Source organism: Sphingomonas sp. (assembly GCF_036387595.1).
Taxonomy (GTDB): domain Bacteria; phylum Pseudomonadota; class Alphaproteobacteria; order Sphingomonadales; family Sphingomonadaceae; genus Sphingomonas.
On record NZ_DASVTL010000085.1, the window covers coordinates 96,522 to 113,941 of the forward strand.

At 68.2% G+C, this 17,420-nt stretch carries 21 protein-coding genes and 1 tRNA gene; 11 read left to right on the top strand and 11 right to left on the bottom strand.

The features are described 5' to 3' along the window. Positions 1-110: 110 nt before the first annotated feature. The 3 genes from VF643_RS09570 to VF643_RS09580 are packed head-to-tail and all read left to right on the top strand — an operon-like array spanning position 111 to position 2,555. Positions 111-758 (top strand): Tim44/TimA family putative adaptor protein, encoded by a 648-nt coding sequence (locus VF643_RS09570; protein ID WP_331043157.1) that lies wholly within the window; start codon positions 111-113, stop codon positions 756-758. Then, complete coding sequence (locus VF643_RS09575) at positions 755-2,029, top strand: murein transglycosylase A (protein WP_331043158.1); 1,275 nt, start codon at positions 755-757, stop codon at positions 2,027-2,029. Before VF643_RS09570 ends, VF643_RS09575 begins: the two co-directional genes overlap by 4 nt. Next, the gene (locus tag VF643_RS09580; protein ID WP_331043159.1) at positions 2,001-2,555 is read left to right on the top strand and encodes a Smr/MutS family protein; all 555 of its coding nucleotides are present in this window, start codon (positions 2,001-2,003) and stop codon (positions 2,553-2,555) included. The genes VF643_RS09575 and VF643_RS09580 overlap by 29 nt, the downstream gene beginning before the upstream one ends. 425 nt (positions 2,556-2,980) lie before the next feature. Here VF643_RS09580 and dapE read toward each other — a convergent pair whose 3' ends face one another. Together dapE and VF643_RS09590 are read right to left on the bottom strand one after the other, a co-directional pair. Continuing rightward, complete coding sequence (gene dapE / locus VF643_RS09585) at positions 2,981-4,093, bottom strand: succinyl-diaminopimelate desuccinylase (protein WP_331043160.1); 1,113 nt, start codon at positions 4,091-4,093, stop codon at positions 2,981-2,983. Continuing rightward, on the bottom strand, positions 4,090-4,755 hold the full coding sequence (locus tag VF643_RS09590; RefSeq protein ID WP_331043161.1) for a glutathione S-transferase family protein: 666 nt from the start codon (positions 4,753-4,755) through the stop codon (positions 4,090-4,092). The genes dapE and VF643_RS09590 overlap by 4 nt, the downstream gene beginning before the upstream one ends. 133 nt (positions 4,756-4,888) lie before the next feature. On the opposite strand from VF643_RS09590, the gene VF643_RS09595 reads away from it, so the two are divergent. Further along, the gene (locus VF643_RS09595; RefSeq protein ID WP_331043162.1) at positions 4,889-5,110 is read left to right on the top strand and encodes a hypothetical protein; all 222 of its coding nucleotides are present in this window, start codon (positions 4,889-4,891) and stop codon (positions 5,108-5,110) included. Between the two features lies 1 nt (position 5,111). On the opposite strand, the gene yihA is transcribed toward VF643_RS09595, so the two are convergent. The 6 genes from yihA to VF643_RS09625 form a co-directional block, all read right to left on the bottom strand. Then, entirely contained in the window at positions 5,112-5,753 is a 642-nt protein-coding gene (gene yihA, locus VF643_RS09600; RefSeq protein WP_331043163.1) for a ribosome biogenesis GTP-binding protein YihA/YsxC, read from the bottom strand. Next, positions 5,750-7,525 (bottom strand): membrane protein insertase YidC, encoded by a 1,776-nt coding sequence (gene yidC / locus VF643_RS09605; protein WP_331043164.1) that lies wholly within the window; start codon positions 7,523-7,525, stop codon positions 5,750-5,752. The genes yihA and yidC overlap by 4 nt, the downstream gene beginning before the upstream one ends. An 18-nt stretch (positions 7,526-7,543) precedes the next feature. Further along, positions 7,544-7,762, bottom strand: coding sequence for a membrane protein insertion efficiency factor YidD (gene yidD, locus VF643_RS09610; protein WP_331043165.1), 219 nt, complete (start codon positions 7,760-7,762; stop codon positions 7,544-7,546). Beyond that, positions 7,759-8,031 carry a ribonuclease P protein component gene (gene rnpA / locus VF643_RS09615; RefSeq protein WP_414713837.1) on the bottom strand — a complete coding sequence of 91 codons (273 nt, stop codon included), beginning with the start codon at positions 8,029-8,031 and terminating at the stop codon, positions 7,759-7,761. Before rnpA ends, yidD begins: the two co-directional genes overlap by 4 nt. Before the next feature lie 56 nt (positions 8,032-8,087). Beyond that, positions 8,088-8,222 carry a 50S ribosomal protein L34 gene (gene rpmH, locus VF643_RS09620; protein ID WP_140870725.1) on the bottom strand — a complete coding sequence of 45 codons (135 nt, stop codon included), beginning with the start codon at positions 8,220-8,222 and terminating at the stop codon, positions 8,088-8,090. An 81-nt stretch (positions 8,223-8,303) separates the two neighbouring features. After that, a complete protein-coding gene (locus VF643_RS09625; protein WP_331043166.1) occupies positions 8,304-8,588 on the bottom strand; it encodes a hypothetical protein in 285 nt (94 codons plus the stop codon). Positions 8,589-8,707: 119 nt separating this feature from the next. Between VF643_RS09625 and VF643_RS09630 the strand changes: the two genes are divergently transcribed. The 3 genes from VF643_RS09630 (at position 8,708) to VF643_RS09640 (ending at position 10,831) form a co-directional block, all read left to right on the top strand. Further along, positions 8,708-10,216 (top strand): YifB family Mg chelatase-like AAA ATPase, encoded by a 1,509-nt coding sequence (locus VF643_RS09630; RefSeq protein WP_331043167.1) that lies wholly within the window; start codon positions 8,708-8,710, stop codon positions 10,214-10,216. Positions 10,217-10,294: 78 nt separating this feature from the next. Continuing rightward, positions 10,295-10,702, top strand: coding sequence for a DUF805 domain-containing protein (locus VF643_RS09635; RefSeq protein ID WP_331043168.1), 408 nt, complete (start codon positions 10,295-10,297; stop codon positions 10,700-10,702). A gap of 44 nt (positions 10,703-10,746) precedes the next feature. Beyond that, positions 10,747-10,831, top strand: a tRNA-Leu gene (locus VF643_RS09640). Between the two features lie 101 nt (positions 10,832-10,932). Here the strand turns inward: VF643_RS09640 and VF643_RS09645 are convergent. Then, positions 10,933-11,928, bottom strand: coding sequence for an SPOR domain-containing protein (locus tag VF643_RS09645; protein ID WP_331043169.1), 996 nt, complete (start codon positions 11,926-11,928; stop codon positions 10,933-10,935). Between the two features lie 153 nt (positions 11,929-12,081). On the opposite strand from VF643_RS09645, the gene VF643_RS09650 reads away from it, so the two are divergent. From VF643_RS09650 to VF643_RS09660, 3 genes are read left to right on the top strand one after another with little or no spacing between them, the layout of a single operon-like run. Next, on the top strand, positions 12,082-12,783 hold the full coding sequence (locus VF643_RS09650) for a ParA family protein (protein ID WP_331043170.1): 702 nt from the start codon (positions 12,082-12,084) through the stop codon (positions 12,781-12,783). Then, the gene (locus tag VF643_RS09655) at positions 12,783-13,292 is read left to right on the top strand and encodes a hypothetical protein (RefSeq protein WP_331043197.1); all 510 of its coding nucleotides are present in this window, start codon (positions 12,783-12,785) and stop codon (positions 13,290-13,292) included. The genes VF643_RS09650 and VF643_RS09655 overlap by 1 nt, the downstream gene beginning before the upstream one ends. Before the next feature lie 10 nt (positions 13,293-13,302). Continuing rightward, positions 13,303-14,616 carry an SPOR domain-containing protein gene (locus VF643_RS09660; protein ID WP_331043171.1) on the top strand — a complete coding sequence of 438 codons (1,314 nt, stop codon included), beginning with the start codon at positions 13,303-13,305 and terminating at the stop codon, positions 14,614-14,616. A 14-nt stretch (positions 14,617-14,630) separates the two neighbouring features. Here the strand turns inward: VF643_RS09660 and VF643_RS09665 are convergent, their stop codons facing one another. Beyond that, positions 14,631-15,845, bottom strand: a complete 1,215-nt coding sequence (locus tag VF643_RS09665) for a dihydroorotase (RefSeq protein ID WP_331043172.1) — start codon at positions 15,843-15,845, stop codon at positions 14,631-14,633. Continuing rightward, positions 15,845-16,828 carry an aspartate carbamoyltransferase catalytic subunit gene (locus tag VF643_RS09670; RefSeq protein WP_331043173.1) on the bottom strand — a complete coding sequence of 328 codons (984 nt, stop codon included), beginning with the start codon at positions 16,826-16,828 and terminating at the stop codon, positions 15,845-15,847. Before VF643_RS09670 ends, VF643_RS09665 begins: the two co-directional genes overlap by 1 nt. A gap of 253 nt (positions 16,829-17,081) precedes the next feature. On the opposite strand from VF643_RS09670, the gene VF643_RS09675 reads away from it, so the two are divergent. Next, positions 17,082-17,405 carry a hypothetical protein gene (locus VF643_RS09675; protein WP_331043174.1) on the top strand — a complete coding sequence of 108 codons (324 nt, stop codon included), beginning with the start codon at positions 17,082-17,084 and terminating at the stop codon, positions 17,403-17,405. Positions 17,406-17,420: the final 15 nt, after the last annotated feature.

A 17,420-nucleotide genomic window follows, 5' to 3' on the forward strand; every position in this document is an offset into this window, starting at 1 on the left:
GTTTGTTCGATTGTGCCGTCGCGACTAGCAGCGGCGTTCCCGCGTTTCAACGCGCGGATTTGTATCGTGCGGCGATCGGGCCTATATCGCCGGACTGGATCGGAGACGCCGTGTTCTACGTCATTCTTCTTGCGATGATCGCGGGCTTCCTTGCCCTGCGGCTCTATAGCGTGCTGGGCAAGCGCACCGGCCACGAGCAGCAGCCGTTGCCGCGCGCCGCCGAGGATCGGCCCGTGCCGGTCATCTTGCCGCGCACGATCGACGCCACACCCGAGGTTCGCGAGGCCGCCGATCGCAATATCGAAGCGCGCGCCGAGCCGGGTCTGCGCGCGATCGTGGCAGGAGAGCCGGGTTTCGATGTCGGCCAGTTCCTCGCCGGTGCGCAGGCCGCCTATCGCATGACGCTGGAGGCGTTCTGGAAGGGCGACGAGGCGACGCTCGCGGATTTGGTCGAGGACGATGTTCGTGCCAGCTTCGCCGAGGCGATCGCCGCCCGCCGCGAGGCGGGCGAGACGCTCGACAACCGCCTCGTGACGATCGAGCGCGCGGTGATTGCCGATGCGCAACTCTCGGGCCGGGACGCGCGCATCACGGTGCGCTTCGACGCCGACGTCGCCGCGGTCACGCGCGATTCGGAGGGCGTGATGATCGCTGGTTCGATGACCGATGCGGTCGAGACCCACGACGTCTGGACCTTCGCGCGGACCTTGCGCGCGGGCGATCCGAACTGGAAGCTCGCGGACACCGACGAGGCGTGAACCGCGGACGATGGGTCGTCGCGCTGGCGCTGTCGCTCGCCGCGTGCGCCGGCCGCATCGCGCCACCGGCGGCAGGATCAGGGCCGGTACGTGCCGGCGCGCCGAAAAACACTGCACCACCGATCGCGCCTGCAACGGCGGTGGCAGGCGCCGCGGCGCCCGCTCCGACGACGGCCGTCGCGACGGGCTTGCGCGCCGGGCCACCGGTCGCATCCCTTCCCGTCACCGAGGAGCAGGCGGAGGCAGCGCGGGTCGCCTTCATCGCGACCTGCCCCGCGCTGCTTCGCCGTGCCGACCTTTCCGGCCTTACCCGTAACGAAGACTGGCGCGCGGCATGCGACGCAGCCTCCGCCGTTCCGACGGGCAAGGCGCGCGCGTTTCTCGGACGGGTGTTCGAAACCGTGCAGATCGGGGACGGACGTGCATTCGCGACGGGCTATTACGAACCGGAGATCGCGGGATCGCGGGCGCAAGCCCCAGGCTATGCCGTGCCGATCTATGCGCGGCCATCCGATCTGGTCGATCTGGATCTGGGTGAGTTCGCCAGCGATCTGAAGGGCAGGCGGCTGCGTGGGCGGATCGAAGGCGGTACGCTGGTTCCCTATCCGGACCGTGCCGCGATCGAGGATGGCGCGATCGCGGGCCGCGCGCGGGTGCTCGCCTGGGCGGCGGACCCGGTGGAGATATTCTTCCTCCAGATACAGGGATCGGGGCGGCTGCGGCTGCCCGACGGGTCGATCATGCGGATCGGCTACGACAATCAGAACGGCCGCGAATACGTCGGGATCGGCAGCCTGATGCGCAGGCGCGGACTGCTCGCCGCCGGGCAGGCGTCGATGCAGGGGATCGTTGCCTGGCTGCGCGCGCACCCCGAGGAAGGCCGCGCGCTAATGCGCGAAAATCGCAGCTTCGTCTTCTTTCGCGAACTTGCCGATGCGCCGATCGGCGCGCTGGGCCAGCCCGTGACAGGGCGGGTGAGTGCAGCGGCGGACCCGAAGTTCGTGCCGCTCGGCGCGCCGGTGTTCCTATCGCTCGATCGCGCGGATGCGACGGGACTATGGGTGACGCAGGATACCGGCGGCGCGATCAAAGGCGCCAACCGGTTCGACACCTTCTGGGGCGCGGGCGAATCGGCGGCGACGACCGCGGGCGGCATGTCGGCACGGGGCACCGCCCTGCTGCTGCTGCCTGTGGGCACGCTGGCGCGGTTGAAGCCGATGGGCACCGATGGAGGGAGCAACGATGGCGGGACGATCGCTCCACCCCGATGAGGCGCAGCTCTGGGCGCGGGTGATGGCGACCGTGCGGCCGCTGCGCGCTGTGGCGATGCCGAAGGCTGTCGCGCCGCTGCCCGTTGCTCCTGCCGTCCAGCAGCCCGCCCGACCGCCTGCGCCCATGCCCAAGCCAGCGCCGCGCGCCAAGCCACGCGCTGCGCCGCCCCGGCCGGTACCTGGCACGACACTCGATGGTGGATGGGACCGCCGGCTGATACGCGGAGCCGTGCAGCCCGATGCGTCGCTCGACCTGCACGGACATACGCTGGCGTCCGCGCATGCGATGCTGGATGCCGGGCTGGATCGCGCCCTGTCGCAAGGCCACCGGGTGCTGCTGCTGGTCACGGGCAAGCCGCCGCGCCCCGAGAGCGAACGCCCGCATGCACGCGGGGCGATCCGCGCCGCGATCGCCGACTGGCTCGCGATATCCCGCCACGCCGCCAACATCGCCGCGGTGCGCGGCGCCCACCCCCGGCACGGCGGCGCCGGCGCCCTCTACATCATCCTGCGCCGCGAACGCTGACGCGCCGGCTGCAAACGGGCGGAAGAGCTGGCGGCGGATGCTTCCTGCCTCAACCTTGCCCCTGTCCTACAACCCGCGATCCGTGCCACGATGGCTGCGACTCAGGACACATCGTCGGCCGCTCTTTCTCATTCGTGCAGCGACATCAAGCGTTGGCGTGGTTGCGCGACTCCCCGTTCTTCTGCGAAAGCAGAAGCCCAGGGCGGCAGGGCGCATCGCTTGTGGCTCTGGACTCCTGCGTCCGCAGGAGAACAGATGCCGCGGACGCGATACCCGGTTGAACGTTGCCTCCCGCCTAGCAAAGATGCTCGCCGTTCGGACAGTGATTCACCCGTGTAGGATGTGACTTTCCAGTGACCTTTCGCATTCCAGGCCCTCGCCGGGCTTCCCAAATGCACCGCAATAGGAGCGGCCGGGGTACTTTCCTATCGACACGCCCGCGAGATGATCGCGCCGTAAATCGCGGTCAACGCGTGTAAATCCTCGATCGCCACCGCCTCGTCGCTGCGGTGCATGGTGGCGTTGACCAGCCCGAACTCGACGGTCGGGCATAGCCGCGAAAGAAAGCGCGCGTCCGATGTCCCCCCGGTGGTCGATAGTTCCGGTGTTAGCCCGGTCACGTCGCGGATCGCTTCGCCGACCAGGGTGGAGAGCGCACCGGGTGGCGTCAGGAATGCCTCGCCGGACACTTTTGCTCTCAGAATCGCATCTGGTGCGTGGCCGCGCACCACGGCCTCGATCCGCTCGACCAGCGATGCACCCGTGTGTTCGTCGTTGAAGCGGATGCTGAGCCGCGCGGCGGCGCGGGCCGGGATGACATTGGTGGCGGTGTTGCCGACGCTCAGATCGGTGATCTCGATGTTCGAAGGCTGGAACCAGGCGTTGCCGTGGTCCAGCACGATCGCTTCGACGGCGGACAGCGCCGCGATCAGGCGCGGGATCGGATTGTCCGCGAGATGCGGGTAAGCGACATGGCCCTGGCGGCCGGGAACCTCGATCCAGATGTTCACCGATCCGCGCCGGCCGATCTTCACCATATCCCCCAGCCGGGCAACCGATGTCGGTTCGCCGACCACGCACAGGTCGGGCGCGATGCCGCGTTCGGCCATCCGTGCGATCAGCCGGGGCGTGCCATAGGTCGCCGGGCCTTCTTCATCGCCGGTGATGATGAGGCAGAGCGCGCCCGGCGTCGTTGCGGCCGCGGCGGCAAAGGCGGCGACCGCCCCCTTCATGTCCACCGCCCCCCGGCCGTGCAGCAGGCCGCCGCGAATCTCTCCGCTCCACGGCGATCCGTCCCATCCCTCGCCCGCGGGAACGACATCGAGATGGCCCGCGAATGCAAGCTGGCGGCCGGGGCCGGGGCGTGTGGCCAGCAGGTTCTCGACCGGGCCGTCGGGCGCGTCCCCCTCGACGAACCGTTCCACGGCAAAGCCCAATGGGACGAGTGCGGCCTCCACCACATCGAACACCGCGCCGCGCGCCGGCGTCACGCTGTCGGCGCGGATCAGCGCTTGCGCCAGCCCGACGGCGTCGATCACGGCTGAACGGGCTGCTCATACTGCTGGATCACCCAATCCTCCTCCTGCGCGCCCGCGATCCAGTCCTGCATCCAGCGGTGCTGGAGAACCGCGTCGATATAGGGCGCCGCAAACCGCGCGATCGGCAGCTGATAGGTGATGATGCGGGTGCACACGGGCGCGAACATGATGTCCGCCGCGCCGAATGCGCCGAAGAGGAAGTCGCCCTCCCCCCCGAAGCGCGCGCGGGCCTGCGCCCAAAGCTCCATGATGCGTTCCAGTTCGGCCAGCACGTCGTCGTCGGGGCGTACCTGGGCGAAGATCTGCCGGACGTTCATGCTGTGCTTGCGCCGCAGGTTCTGGAAGCTGGAATGCATCTCCGCCGCCATCGACCGCGCCATCGCGCGCGCCGCATCGTCCGCTGGCCAGAACCGCTCGCGCCCCGTCTTGTCCGCCAGATATTCGACGATGGCCAGGCTGTCCCACACCACGGCGTCGCCATCCCACAGGATCGGCACCTTGCCCGACGACGGCGCGAACTCGTCGCCCTGACGGCGTTTGTCCCATTCGGCATCGTAGAGGGGAACGACGACTTCCTCGAACGCGAGGCCCGACTGCTTGCAGGCGAGCCAGCCGCGCAGGGACCAGGAGGAATAGGCCTTGTTGCCGATGATGAGTTTCATAGGCCCTGACTAGGCGAGTGCGTCCGGCGGAGCAATGTAGGCCGCGTTAACCGTCGTCATGCACGCCGCCGCAGGATGAGGGGGCGCAGACGGGTTTCCAGGATGGGACGACCGATCTGACGGAGACGATGCCATGCACGATCGCACGAACTTCACGCTGCTGCCGCAGACCGCCTCACTGGCGATGCCGGCCGAGGCGATGTACGCCGCGTTGTCCCCGCGCGCGCCCGCGTTCGTCCGGGCGCCGTCCTTCACCTTTACGCCGGCGCATCAAGAGCCGAGTCGTCTGGAGCTATTGCGCCGGCAGATCGTGGCCGCGCAGCAGATGCGCCGAACTGCCAAGAACTGGCACTGAGTTAGCCGATCGCCTCGATCACCGCGGCGCGCAACTCGGGTAGCCCCAGGCCGCCTTCGCTCGACGTCGCGATGATGTCGGGATGGGCGGCGGGGCGCTTGCGGGCTTCAGCCTGCGTCGCCTCGGTCACCGCGGTCAGATCGGTGGCCTTGATCTTGTCGGCCTTGGTCAGGACGAGGCGATAGCTGACCGCGGCCTTGTCGAGCATGTCCATGATCTCGCGATCGACATCCTTGATGCCGTGGCGCGAATCGATCAGCACCAAGGCGCGCTTGAGCACGTCGCGCCCGCGCAGGAAGTCGTTGACCAGAAACCGCCACTGGCGGACCATGTCCTTCGGCGCCTTGGCAAAGCCGTAGCCCGGCATGTCCACCAGGCGAAAGCCCAGCGGTTGACCGACATCGAAGAAGTTGAGTTCCTGCGTCCGACCGGGCGTGTTCGAGGTGCGGGCCAAGGCGTTGCGATTGGCGAGCGCGTTCAGCAACGAAGACTTGCCGACGTTCGATCGGCCGGCGAAGGCGACTTCGGGGACGATCGCATCGGGCAGATGCTCCAGCGCGGGCGCCGACTTCAGGAAGGTGATCGGTCCAGCGAACACCTTGCGCGCCAGTTCCAGCTGAGCGGGGTCGAACGGCTCGCTCATTTGGCGTCCTTCATCCTGGACGCGGGCACGACGCTAGCCTGCGCCAGTTCGGGATGGCGCGCATAGAGCAGGCGCTGCTGGAGGATCGCCAGGCAGTTCGATGTTATCCAATACACCTGCAGGCCGACCGCGAACGGCGCCATCACGAACATCAAAACCCAGGGCAGGATCGCGAAGACCTGACGCTGGGTTTCGTCCATCGCCTGTGGGTTCAGCTTGAACTGGAAGTACATCGAAATGCCGAGCAGGATCGGCACGATGCCGATCGCCAGGAATGACGGCGGCGTGAACGCCAGCAGGCCGAACAGGTTGACCGGGGTCAGCGGATCGGGCGCGGACAGATCCTTGATCCAGCCGACGAACGGCTGGTGGCGCATCTCGATCGTCAGGATCAGCACCTTGTACAGCGCATAGAAGATCGGGATCTGGAGCAGGGTGGGCAGACAGCCGGCTACCGGATTAACCTTCTCCGCCTTGTACAGCGCCATCACCTCCTGCTGCTGCTTGACCTTGTCGTCCTTGTAGCGCTCCTGGATCGCCTTCATCTTCGGCTGTACCGCGCGCACCTTTGCCATCGAGGCGAACTGGCGCTGCGCGATCGGATACATCAGGCCACGGATGGTGACCGTCAGTAGGATGATCGCGACACCGAAATTGCCGACCATGTGGAACAGCCAGGCCAGATAGGTGAAGATCGGCTTCTCGACGATCTCGAACCATCCCCAGTCGATCGCCCGGCCGAGCAGCGGGATGCCCGCGGCTTCGTAGCTGTCGAGCGTGCGAACTTCCTTGGCGCCGGCAAAGATGCGGCTGGTGGTGGTCAGCGCCTGGCCGGGTGCAAGCGTGCGACTGGGGAGAAGGGCGTCCGCCTGGAACACGTTGTCGGGCGCGCTGCGGAAGCCGGAGCGGACCTGTGCCGATTGATCGGGCGCAAGCGCGGTCAACCAGTATTTGTCCCCGAAACCCAGCCAGCCCCCGCGCGTGTCGAAGTAATTCTCGCCAGCCTTGGCCGAGGTGCCGAAGATTCGCGAGAAGACGCCGGGCGTGTCGCCGCGCAGATTTTCATAGCTGATGTCGTAATTCGCGCCTGCGCCGAAAGCGCCGATCGGCCCGACATGGTCGGTCCAGGTGCTGGCGTCCTTCGACACGCCGGTGCGCGAGATCAGCGCATAGGGCCGGATCGAGACTGGCGTGCTGCCGCCATTGCCGACGGTCTGACGCACGGTGAAAAGAAACTTGTCGTCCACCGCGATGCGCAGGCTGAACCGTAGCCCCTGAGGGTTGGTCCACGATAGCGTGACCGGCCGCGCGGGCGTGAGGATCGGCGCGTCGGCGGTGAACACGGTGTCCGCCCCCGGCGCATTCACGCCGTCACCCGACCAGCCGAAACCCGCAAAATAGGCGTCCGCCGCGCCCGACGGCGACAGCAGCCGGACCGGAGGCGAGTTCTTGGCGATCGTCTCACGGTAACCGCGCAGGACCAAGTCGTCGATCCGGGCCCCCTTGAGGTTGATCGAGCCGGCGAGCGCAGGCGTCGAGATGCGCACGCGCGGGGTCTCGCGCAGCACGATCGCACGATCGCGCACCGCGGCCGGCGCGGTCGACACTGCACCCGCCTCGGGCTTGGGCAGAACCTTGGTCTGGCCGGCCTCGATCTTCGTGACTGGCGGGTTCGCCGTCGGGAAGAAGCGCTGCTGAACGAGCGGAAACCCGAAGAGGATCAGCGCCGCGATCACCGCGAAGAGGACGAAATTGCGACGGTCTTCGTTCAAGAGTCTTGCCCCAGCATATCAAGGTACGGGATCGTAACCGTGGCCGCCCCAGGGCCGGCACCGCGCGATCCGTCGCACGGCGAGCCAACCCCCCTTGGCCGCGCCATAGCGGGCAAGCGCGGTGATTGCATAGGCGGAACACGACGGCGTGTAGCGGCAGGTGGGCGGCAGGATCGCCGACGGCCCCACTTGCCAGGCGCGGGCGAGAAGGATCAGGAGGCGCGCCGCGAGGGTCACCGCGGCGGCGCGACCTTGCGCAGCGCCTTGACCATCTCCGCCCGCAGCGTTTCAAAATCGCGTTCGATGCCGCCGTTTCGTCCGATCAGCACATGATCGGCGCCGGGCACACCGGCGATGGGCAGCAACTCGCGGGCGAGCGCACGCAACCGGCGCTTCATCCGATTGCGCACCACCGCATTGCCTATTTTCTTGGTAACGGTGAAGCCGACGCGGATCGTGTCCTCGCCATCATCGCGCACACGCACCAGCAGGACGAAGCCAGGCATCGGCGCCCGCTTGCCCGTATTCGCCGCCAGGAAGTCCTTGCGGCGGGTGAGCGTGGTTACGCCGACAGCTTCTTGCGACCGCGGTTGCGGCGAGCGCGGATCACCGAGCGGCCACCCACCGTCGCCATCCGCGAACGGAAGCCGTGACGCCGGGCGCGAACCAGGTTGCTCGGCTGAAAGGTCCGCTTCATCGTACATTCCTTGGTATTCTGAAATAGAAGACGGCCGCCACGGGGACGGCCTTGCTGCCGCGGCGCCTAGGCGAGACGGGCTCACAAGTCAACGCGCGCGGCATCGCGCCGTCGCCGCCGGAGCGCGCTAGATCGGCGCATCGCCCGGTCGAGCAACGCGCCGATCCGCGGATGGCGCCGCTTCGCGCGCGCGAAGCGCAGGCGTGCCCGGTGGGAGTTGCGCAGGACGAGCACCAGCCCGCCTGCGAAAAGGAACGTCGCAGCGGGACCGGGCAGCGGCGCGGTAACTGGCGCCACGATCATCAACACCATGCCTGCGACGAGCTGGGTCATCCGGGCGGCGGGGGATCGGGGCATTGCGGCCATGTGGCTCCAGTGTGTTAGGATTGCAAGACGCTCGTGCCTGCACCTCTCCGGGCAAGCGCCGGGGAGGACTGTTCAGGTCTTGCAAAGCGGGTATGAACCGGATGTTGCGGGGGGACTTGATGGCGACGATCGTGTCGACGGTGGCGTATCTGGGGCTGGAGGCGCGCGGCGTCGAGGTACAGGTGCAGCTGATCCCCGGCCTGCCTGCGTTCAACGTCGTCGGCCTGGGCGACAAGGCGGTGGGCGAGAGCCGCGAGCGCGTGCGTGGCGCCATCGCGGCGATGGGGCTGGCGCTGCCACCCAAGCGGATCGCGGTGAACCTGTCGCCCGCCGACCTGCCCAAGGAAGGGTCGCATTTTGACCTGCCGATCGCGCTGGCGCTGCTCGGCGCGATGGGCATCGTCGATGTCGAGACGCTGTCGGGTTATGTCGTCGTGGGCGAACTGGGGCTCGACGCGCGGATCGCGCCGTCGCCGGGCGTTCTGCTGGCGGCGCTGCACGCCAGCGCGGAGGGCAAGGGACTGATCTGCCCCGCCGCGCAAGGATCGGAGGCCGCCTGGGCTGGGTCGATCGAGGTTGTCGCCGCACCCGATCTGCTGGCGCTCATCAACCACTTCAAGGGCCACGGCCTGCTGCGCGCGCCCGAGCCGGGCGAGACCGACGACGTGGTCCACGGCCCCGACCTGCGCCAGGTGCGCGGGCAGGAGACCGCCAAGCGCGCGCTGGAGATCGCCGCGGCGGGGGGCCACAATCTCCTGATGTGCGGGCCGCCGGGGGCGGGCAAATCGCTTATGGCGGCATGCCTGCCGGGTATCCTGCCGCCGCTCGACCCGGCCGAGGCGCTGGAGGTGCCGATGGTCCAGTCGGTCGCGGGCACGCTGACCGCCGGACGGCTGACGCGCGCGCGGCCCTTTCGCGCCCCCCACCATTCGGCTTCGATGGCGGCGCTGACCGGCGGCGGGCTGAAGGTGAGGCCGGGGGAGGTCAGCCTTGCGCACCTCGGCGTCCTATTTCTGGACGAGCTTCCCGAATTCAACCGCGCGGTACTCGATTCGCTGCGCCAGCCGCTGGAGACCGGCACGGTCAGCGTCGCGCGCGCCAATGCCCATGTCACCTTTCCGGCGCGGGTGCAGCTGATCGCGGCGATGAACCCGTGCCGCTGCGGGCATCTGGGCGATGCGGCGCTCGCGTGCGCGCGCGCACCGCGCTGTGCGGCGGATTATCAGGCCAAGGTGTCGGGGCCGCTGCTCGACCGCATCGACCTGCATGTCGAGGTGGCGGCGGTGAGCGCGGCCGATCTCGTCCTGCCGCCGCCGGCCGAAGGATCGGCCGAGGTCGCGGCACGGGTGGCGGCGGCACGCGCCGTGCAGCGCGCGCGCTTTCGGGACACGCCGGCGCGGACCAATGCGGAGGCCGACGGGCCATTGCTCGATGCGGTCGCCACGCCGGATGAGCCGGGACGCAAGCTGCTGGCGCAGGCGGCCGAGGCAATGCGGCTGACCGCGCGCGGCTATACCCGCATCCTGCGGGTCGCGCGGACGATCGCGGACCTGGCGGGCGTCGAGGGCGTGGGCCGCATCCACATCGCCGAAGCGCTGAGCTATCGCCGGCAGCCGCCGCGGAATTGAACCGCTTGCCACTCTGGCAGGTGGCAGGCAGGATGCGGATGCCGGGCGAGGGGGCCGAGGCGTCGAGGGGAACAAGATATGCACTGGATGCTGATGCCGCTGCGCCGGTACGCCGAGTTCAGCGGGCGCTCGCGCCGCAAGGAATATTGGATGTTCGTGCTCGGATACCTCATCGTCGGGGTGATCGCGGGCGTTCTTTTCGCCATCCTGAGTGGCGGGATGGATGAGACGGGTCCGGGTACGGGCATGACCATCCTGTTCGTCATCGCCGGTCTGGCGTTGCTTGCGCTGTTCATTCCGTCGCTTGCGGTCCAGGTGCGGCGGTTCCACGATCAGGACAAGTCGGGTTGGTTCGTGCTCCTCGGGTTCATCCCCTATATCGGCGGCATCATCGTGCTGGTGTTCATGTGCCTGCCGGGCACCGTAGGCGCGAACCGCTTCGGTCCCGATCCCAAGGACGAGAATCTGAGCGATGTGTTCGCCTGACACGGTTGCGCGGGCCGCGGGCCTGGCTATAAGCCGGGTCGCCAGCGGGCGTGGTGAAATTGGTAGACGCGCGGGACTCAAAATCCCGTTCCGCAAGGAGTGTCGGTTCGAGCCCGACCGCCCGCACCACCATCCGAGATCACGCCGCTTGGCAACCGCTGCGCGGGGGTTGGGCGGATATGGCGCGACGTTCGGCGGTCGGCCGCGAACCAGCCCTCTCGAGGGGCTTGTCAGGGCGCCAGCACGACGCACGCTGCCCCGGCAGCTTTGGCGGAACCGCATGCCGTCTCCGCCGCCGCACGTGAGACGTAGCTGCCCGCCTGGAGTCGCGTCACGCCGCCGCCTTGAACATAGGAGGGTGAGACGCCGCGAAGACGTCCCGCCACTTGCTTCCAGAGCGATTCTGCATTCGCGCGGTCTCTAAACGCGCCGAGCTGAACCCGCCATTTTCCAGCTGCAGCAGCGACGATCGGTGTCGCGAGCGGGCGTTTCGGAGGAGGGGGAGCGACCATGTCGCGTGCTGGGCGCGTCGTGGCGAGCGCTGTCGTCCGCACCGGCTTTGTCCCGGCCTCGACCCGGGGGACGGGTCGTTCGGTAGCCCGCTCCGACGCTTGGGCTACGCGCATAGACTCCCGACCCGATGCGCGGCTTGGCACCACGGCGCGGCTCTGCGGCTCATACTGCCGAGCCAGCGTTACGCCGCGCTCGCGGTCCGCGGGAGTGATATATTGGTCCATCTGCGCCAGCGTCGCCGACGCTGATTGCAGGCCCGCCGCAGAGGCCCGCGCCATCAGGGCGTAAGCGCGTGGATAGTCTCGCTTCACCCCGTCGCCGTTGAACAGCATGGTGCCGAGCACCAGTTGCGCGCGCGGTTCGAACCTTGCCGCCGATTTCTCCAGCCACGGTACGGCCTCGGCTTTCTTGTCGCTCTGGAACAGGGCCAGCCCGTAATTGTCCTCGGCCTGCACATGTCCCTGCATTGCCGCCTTGCGAAACCAGCTTTCGGCCAGCGCCGGATCGACCGGCACGCCTCGGCCGAGCTTATAGGCCTGCGCCATGTTGAACTGGGCGTCGGCGTCCCCCGCCACGGCTGGACCACGCCATTCTTCGACGGCGCGGTTGAAGTCGCCCTTGGCCCAGGCGTCCACTCCTGCCTTCACGTCCGCTCCTGCTGGCAGCGCGACCAGCGTCGCGCCGAACGCCATCGCCATCGCAAGTCTTCGCATGTCCGTTCCTTCACAGATCGTCGGCGCGATCATGCCCGCAATCGCTTGCTCGGCAAAGTCCCCGTGCGCCAAGACTAACGCCGGGGTATTAACCGGTTTCTAACTTCCTGCTGCCAGACCGGATGGGCAAAGACGGGGAGTTCGGCCGACACCATGCGCGTTCTGGCGATCGCATCACAAAAGGGGGGATCGGGCAAGACCACCTTGTCCGGGCACCTTGCCGTTCAGGCTCAGCTGGCGGGCCACGGCCCGGTGGTGATGATCGACATCGATCCGCAAGGGTCGCTGGCCGATTGGTGGAACGAGCGCGATGCGGAGTTTCCCGCCTTCGCACAGACCACCGTGGCGCGGCTCGCCGCCGACCTGGAGGTGCTGCGCCAGCAAGGCTTCAAGCTGGCGATGATCGACACGCCGCCCGCGATCACGATGGCAATCCAGAGCGTGATCCAGGTCGCCGAACTGGTCGTCGTGCCCACCCGACCCAGTCCCCACGATCTGCGCGCGGTCGGCGCGACCGTCGATTTGTGCGACCGCGCGGGCAAGCCGCTGATTTTCGTCGTGAACGCCGCCACCCCTCAGGCGCGCATTACCAGCGAAGCCGCAATCGCTTTGTCCCAGCATGGGACGGTGGCGCCGGTGACCGTCCATCAGCGGGTCGATTTCGCGGCGTCGATGATCGACGGCCGCACCGTCATGGAGGTCGATCCGAACGGCAAGTCGGCTGCCGAGATCACCGCGCTGTGGACCTATATATGGGATCGCCTGGAAAAGAATTTCCGCCGCACCGTATTCTCCGTGCCCACGGCTGCCGCACGCCCTGCAAGTGCCGGCTTCGGCCGCCGCGTGGTCGCGTGATGTTCGCGTCGAAGCCCCTTGCCAGCCTGTCGTCGACCCTGCTCGCGCGCAAGGGCCATGCGCGCCCCGCCATGCGGCCGCAGGTCGGCGGGATCGACGATCTGGGGTGGAACGACATGGGCCAGAACGTACCCGCGGTGCTGGTCGAACGCGCTGCGCTGGTGGAAGAGGTGGAATCACCCACACCCGCCCCCGTTGTCGAAGCTGCTCCGATCGCCGTGGAAGTGGCCGACGTAGCTCCCCCGGAAGTCACCGCTCCGGTCTCACCGCCCGCAATGCAACCGGCCGTGATCGAACACATCAAGCGCCAAGTTGCCGCGCCGGCACTTGGGCGCAAGGCGGCATTCACCCTGCGGCTCGACGCCGAACGCCACATGCGGTTGCGGTTGACCTCGGCGGTCTCCAACCGATCGGCGCAGCAGATCGTGACGGAGGCGCTCGACGCGTTCCTGTCCCAGCAACCTGGCCTCGACGCGCTCGTCGACCGGCTCCCATCGCCGTCCCGCTAAGGATTTCCCGATGAAGACGCGCATGATCCTCTCGCTCGGCCTTTCGGCGCTCGTCATGGGTGGCACCATGGTGGGCTGCACCGCGACGCAGGGCGGACTCGCCTCTGCGGGTTCGCGCGAGGCCGCAGTCGCGGCCAAGCTGGCTGCACGCGATGCCGCGCGGGCATCGGCAGCACTTGCCGACAACGATCCGGCCCAGGCGGTGGCGCGGGCGGAGAATGCGGTCTCACTGATGCCGCAGAACGCGTCCTATCGCTCGCTGCTCGGCCAAAGCTATCTCAAGGCGGGTCGATTTGCCTCGGCCCGCACCGCCCTGACCGATGCCCTGAAGTTGGCACCTGCCGATGGCCGGATCGCGCTCAATCTGGCGCTGGCGCAGATCGCGACCGGGGACTGGAACGCCGCGCGCGCGATGCTGGACGAGAACGGCGGTACGATTTCTGCGACCGATCGCGGTCTTGCGCTGGCTTTGGCGGGCGATCCCGCCGGCGCGGTCTCGATGCTGACCGGCGTCGTACGCTCCGGCAGCGCCACGCCCAAGGCGCGCCAGAACCTGGCCCTGGCCCTGGCGCTCGGCGGCCAGTGGCAGGGGGCGCGGGTCGTGGCAAGCGCCGACATGTCCCCGGCCGACGTGGATGCGCGGATCGAGGAATGGGCCGTCTTCGCAAAGCCCGCGACGGCTTCGGACCAGGTCGCCAAGCTACTGGGCGTCCGCGCGGCGCCCGACCCCGGACAACCGATCGCATTGGCGCTCGTCGCTCCGGTCGCGATCGGCCCGGCGGAAGCGCACGGCAGTTCGCCGCTGCGGGTCTCCACCACGCTCAGCCCGGCTGCCGTCGATGTGCCCCTGGCGGTCGCCGAGGCTGCGGTCGCGGCATTGCCTACACCGCAAGCCAAGGCCGCCGACGTCAGCCTTGCCACGCGCGCGTTCACGCCGCGTCCGGTCGCCACACCCGTGCCGTTGATCCGGCCGGAACCGCGCGCGATGAAGGTTGCGCTCACGCAGGCGGTGCTACCGGCACCGAAGAGCGGCGACTGGTTCGTCCAGGTCGGCGCCTTCAGCAACGTCGCAATCGCACGCGACGGCTGGCGCCATGCGACCCGGCGGATGCCGGCGCTCGCCGCGCGCACGCCAACCAACGCGCGCTACGCATCGAAGAACGGAGCGGTCTATCGCCTGGCGTTCGGCGGGTTCGCGCGCGCGCAGGCCGATTCGATCTGCCGCAGCTATCGTGCGAGCGGCGGCGCTTGCTTCGTGCGTGCAGGGGCGGGCGACCGCGTCGCGTCCTGGGTTGCAAAGCGCGTCCAACTCGCCTCGCGATAGCGGCTCGCCGTCGCTCAGACCTCGCGACCACCCTTCCACAAGCGCAGCACCCGACCCTGTACGGGAAGTCCGTCGAACGGCGTATTGCCCGCGGACGCGTGCAATGCGTCGCCGTCGATCCGCCACGGCGCTTGCGCATCGAAAAGCATCAGATCCGCGGGGGCGCCCGGCGTAAGCGTTCCCGTGCCGACACCTAATACGCGAGCAGGATTGGCGGCGAGCAGCGCGAAGAGTCGATCTAAGGTAACCAGCCCGTCGCGCACCAGCATCAACGCCAGTGGCAGCAGCGTCTCTGATCCCGCCATGCCGGCACGCGAATCGACGAAGGGCAGACGCTTGGCCTCCGGTCCGTGCGGATCGTGGCCCGAGCAAAGGACGTCGATCGTGCCATCGGCCACCGCGGCCAGCGTCGCGCGACGATCCGCCTCGGCGCGCAGAGGTGGAGAGAGGTGCGCAAAGGTGCGAAAGTCGCTCATCGCGATGTCGGACAGGTGCAGGTGGGCAGGGGTGATGCCGCATGTCACCGGTACGTCGCGCCGCTTGGCTGCGCTCACCAGGTCCAGCGCCGCCGCCGTTGTGACCTGACGCAGGTGAAGCCGTGCCCCGGTCTCCTCCGCCAGCATGAGGTCGCGCGCCACCGCAAGCGCTTCGGCAATCGCGGGGGCTGCCGGAAGCCCCAGCTTGGTCGCGGTTTCTCCTGCGGTGGCAACCGCACCGGCGGCAAGCCCACCGTCCTCAGCGTGCGCGATCACCGCCAGCCCCAGATCGCGCGCATAGGCGAGGACACGGTGCATCACGCGCGAGTCGGCGATCCAGCCGCGTCCGGTGCCGACCGCCTTCGCACCCGCGGAGGCGCACACCGCCATTTCGCCCAGCGCCTCGCCGGCCAGCCCACGGGTAGCGGCGGCGATCGGGTGAATCCACAGGTCGGGCTTGCCGACGAGCGCGGATCGCTGGACGATGCCGGGATCGTCGAGCACCGGCGATTGATCGGGCATCAGCCCGACCCGGACGATCCCCCCTGCGCGAAACGCCGCCCGGTCGATCGCGAAGACGCCGAGATCGACGATGCCGGGCGCGAGCGTCTTGCCTGCGCAATCGACGGTCACCGCGTCCGACGGCACCTCGAACTCCCCCGTCGCAGCGATCGCTCCGCCGTCGATGAGCACGCCGCCGGGCCGAACGCCCGCCACCGGGCACACGACCCGCGCATTCACCAACGCCAGCATCACGCCCAACCCTCGACGCCGCGCGCGCGCCGGGTCAGCACGTCCAGGCAGGCCATCCGCACCGCTACCCCCATCTCGACCTGTTCGGTGATCGCCGATTGCGGCCCGTCGGCGACGCTCGAATCGATCTCGACCCCGCGGTTCATCGGTCCGGGGTGCATCACCAGCGCGTGCGGCAGGCGGGCGAGGCGCTCGGCGGTCAGGCCGTAGCGCAGGCGGTATTCGCGGGTCGACGGCACTTCGCCGCCGCTCATCCGCTCGGTCTGGACGCGCAGCATCATGACGACGTCGGCGCCGGCCAGTGCGGCGTCGAAATCGGTGAACGGCTCCACCCCCATCCGCTCGATCGCGGCGGGCATGAGCGTTGATGGCGCGCAGACCCGCACCTCGGCGGCAAGCGCGGTCAGCGCCAGGATGTTGGACCGCGCGACCCGGCTGTGCAGCACGTCGCCGCAGATCACCACGCGCCGATTGTGAATGCCGCCGCACCGCCGCCGGATCGTGAGCGCATCCAGCAGCGCCTGGGTCGGATGCTCATGCCACCCGTCGCCGGCATTGAGCACCGGGCAATCGACCTTGTCCGCGATCAGCCGCACCGCGCCGCTGGCCATGTGGCGGATAACCAATATGTCGGCGCGCATCGCGTTGAGCGTCTGCGCGGTGTCGATCAGCGTTTCGCCCTTCTTCACGCTGGATTGCGCCGCGTGCATGTTGACCACATCCGCGCCCAGCCGCTTGCCCGCGATCTCGAAGCTCAGCAGCGTGCGGGTCGAATTCTCGAAAAAAGCGTTGATCTGGGTCAGCCCTGCCAGCCGCTTGTCGGGCGCGGCATGGGTGCGATTCGCGTCGACCCAACGTTCCGCCTCATCCAGCAGGAACGCGATCTCATGCGGCTGGAGGCCGTCGATGCCTGTCAGATGCCTGTGCGGAAACACGGCGCCTCCGGCGATCCCGGTGGCGGGGCTGTGGCGCGATGCGGTCATCGAGGTGGCGGGTTAGCGTCATCGGCGGCACCCGACAAGCTGGGTTTGCCGCCCGCGCACGCTGGCCAGGTACGGGTGCAAAGTCTGCATGAACGGATGTCCGTTTTGCATGACGTTCGCGATCAATGACTTAGCGACAAGAGTATCCCGAATCAGGATCCCTGCAGATCAACTGTTGGTGTTGCAGCGCAGCAAAATGCCTTAAGTAAGTCTTAACGATCGATCGCGCTGCGCGATATCGGTCCGGGAGACGATGATGACTATCCATACCCACCTGTTCGCGTCCGCTTTGCTGGCGATGGTTCCCGTAACGGCGATCCAGGCCGCGGGACCAGGTGAGGGATCTTCCGGCATGTTGGGCAATCATCCCGCGGTTATCGCTCGCCTACGGGCCTTGCCGTCGACCGACGCCCCGCAGCCGGTTCCCGCCGCGCTTGGCGTGCACCCCGCGGTTGCCGCCCATCTGCTGATGCTCGGCGGAACCATCAACGAAGCGACCGCACCGCACGTGAAGACCGCGTTCACCCATGTCGATCGCACCCGCGGCGTTCACACGGCAGCGCTGGTCAGGAACTGACCGCTCAGGTTCGAA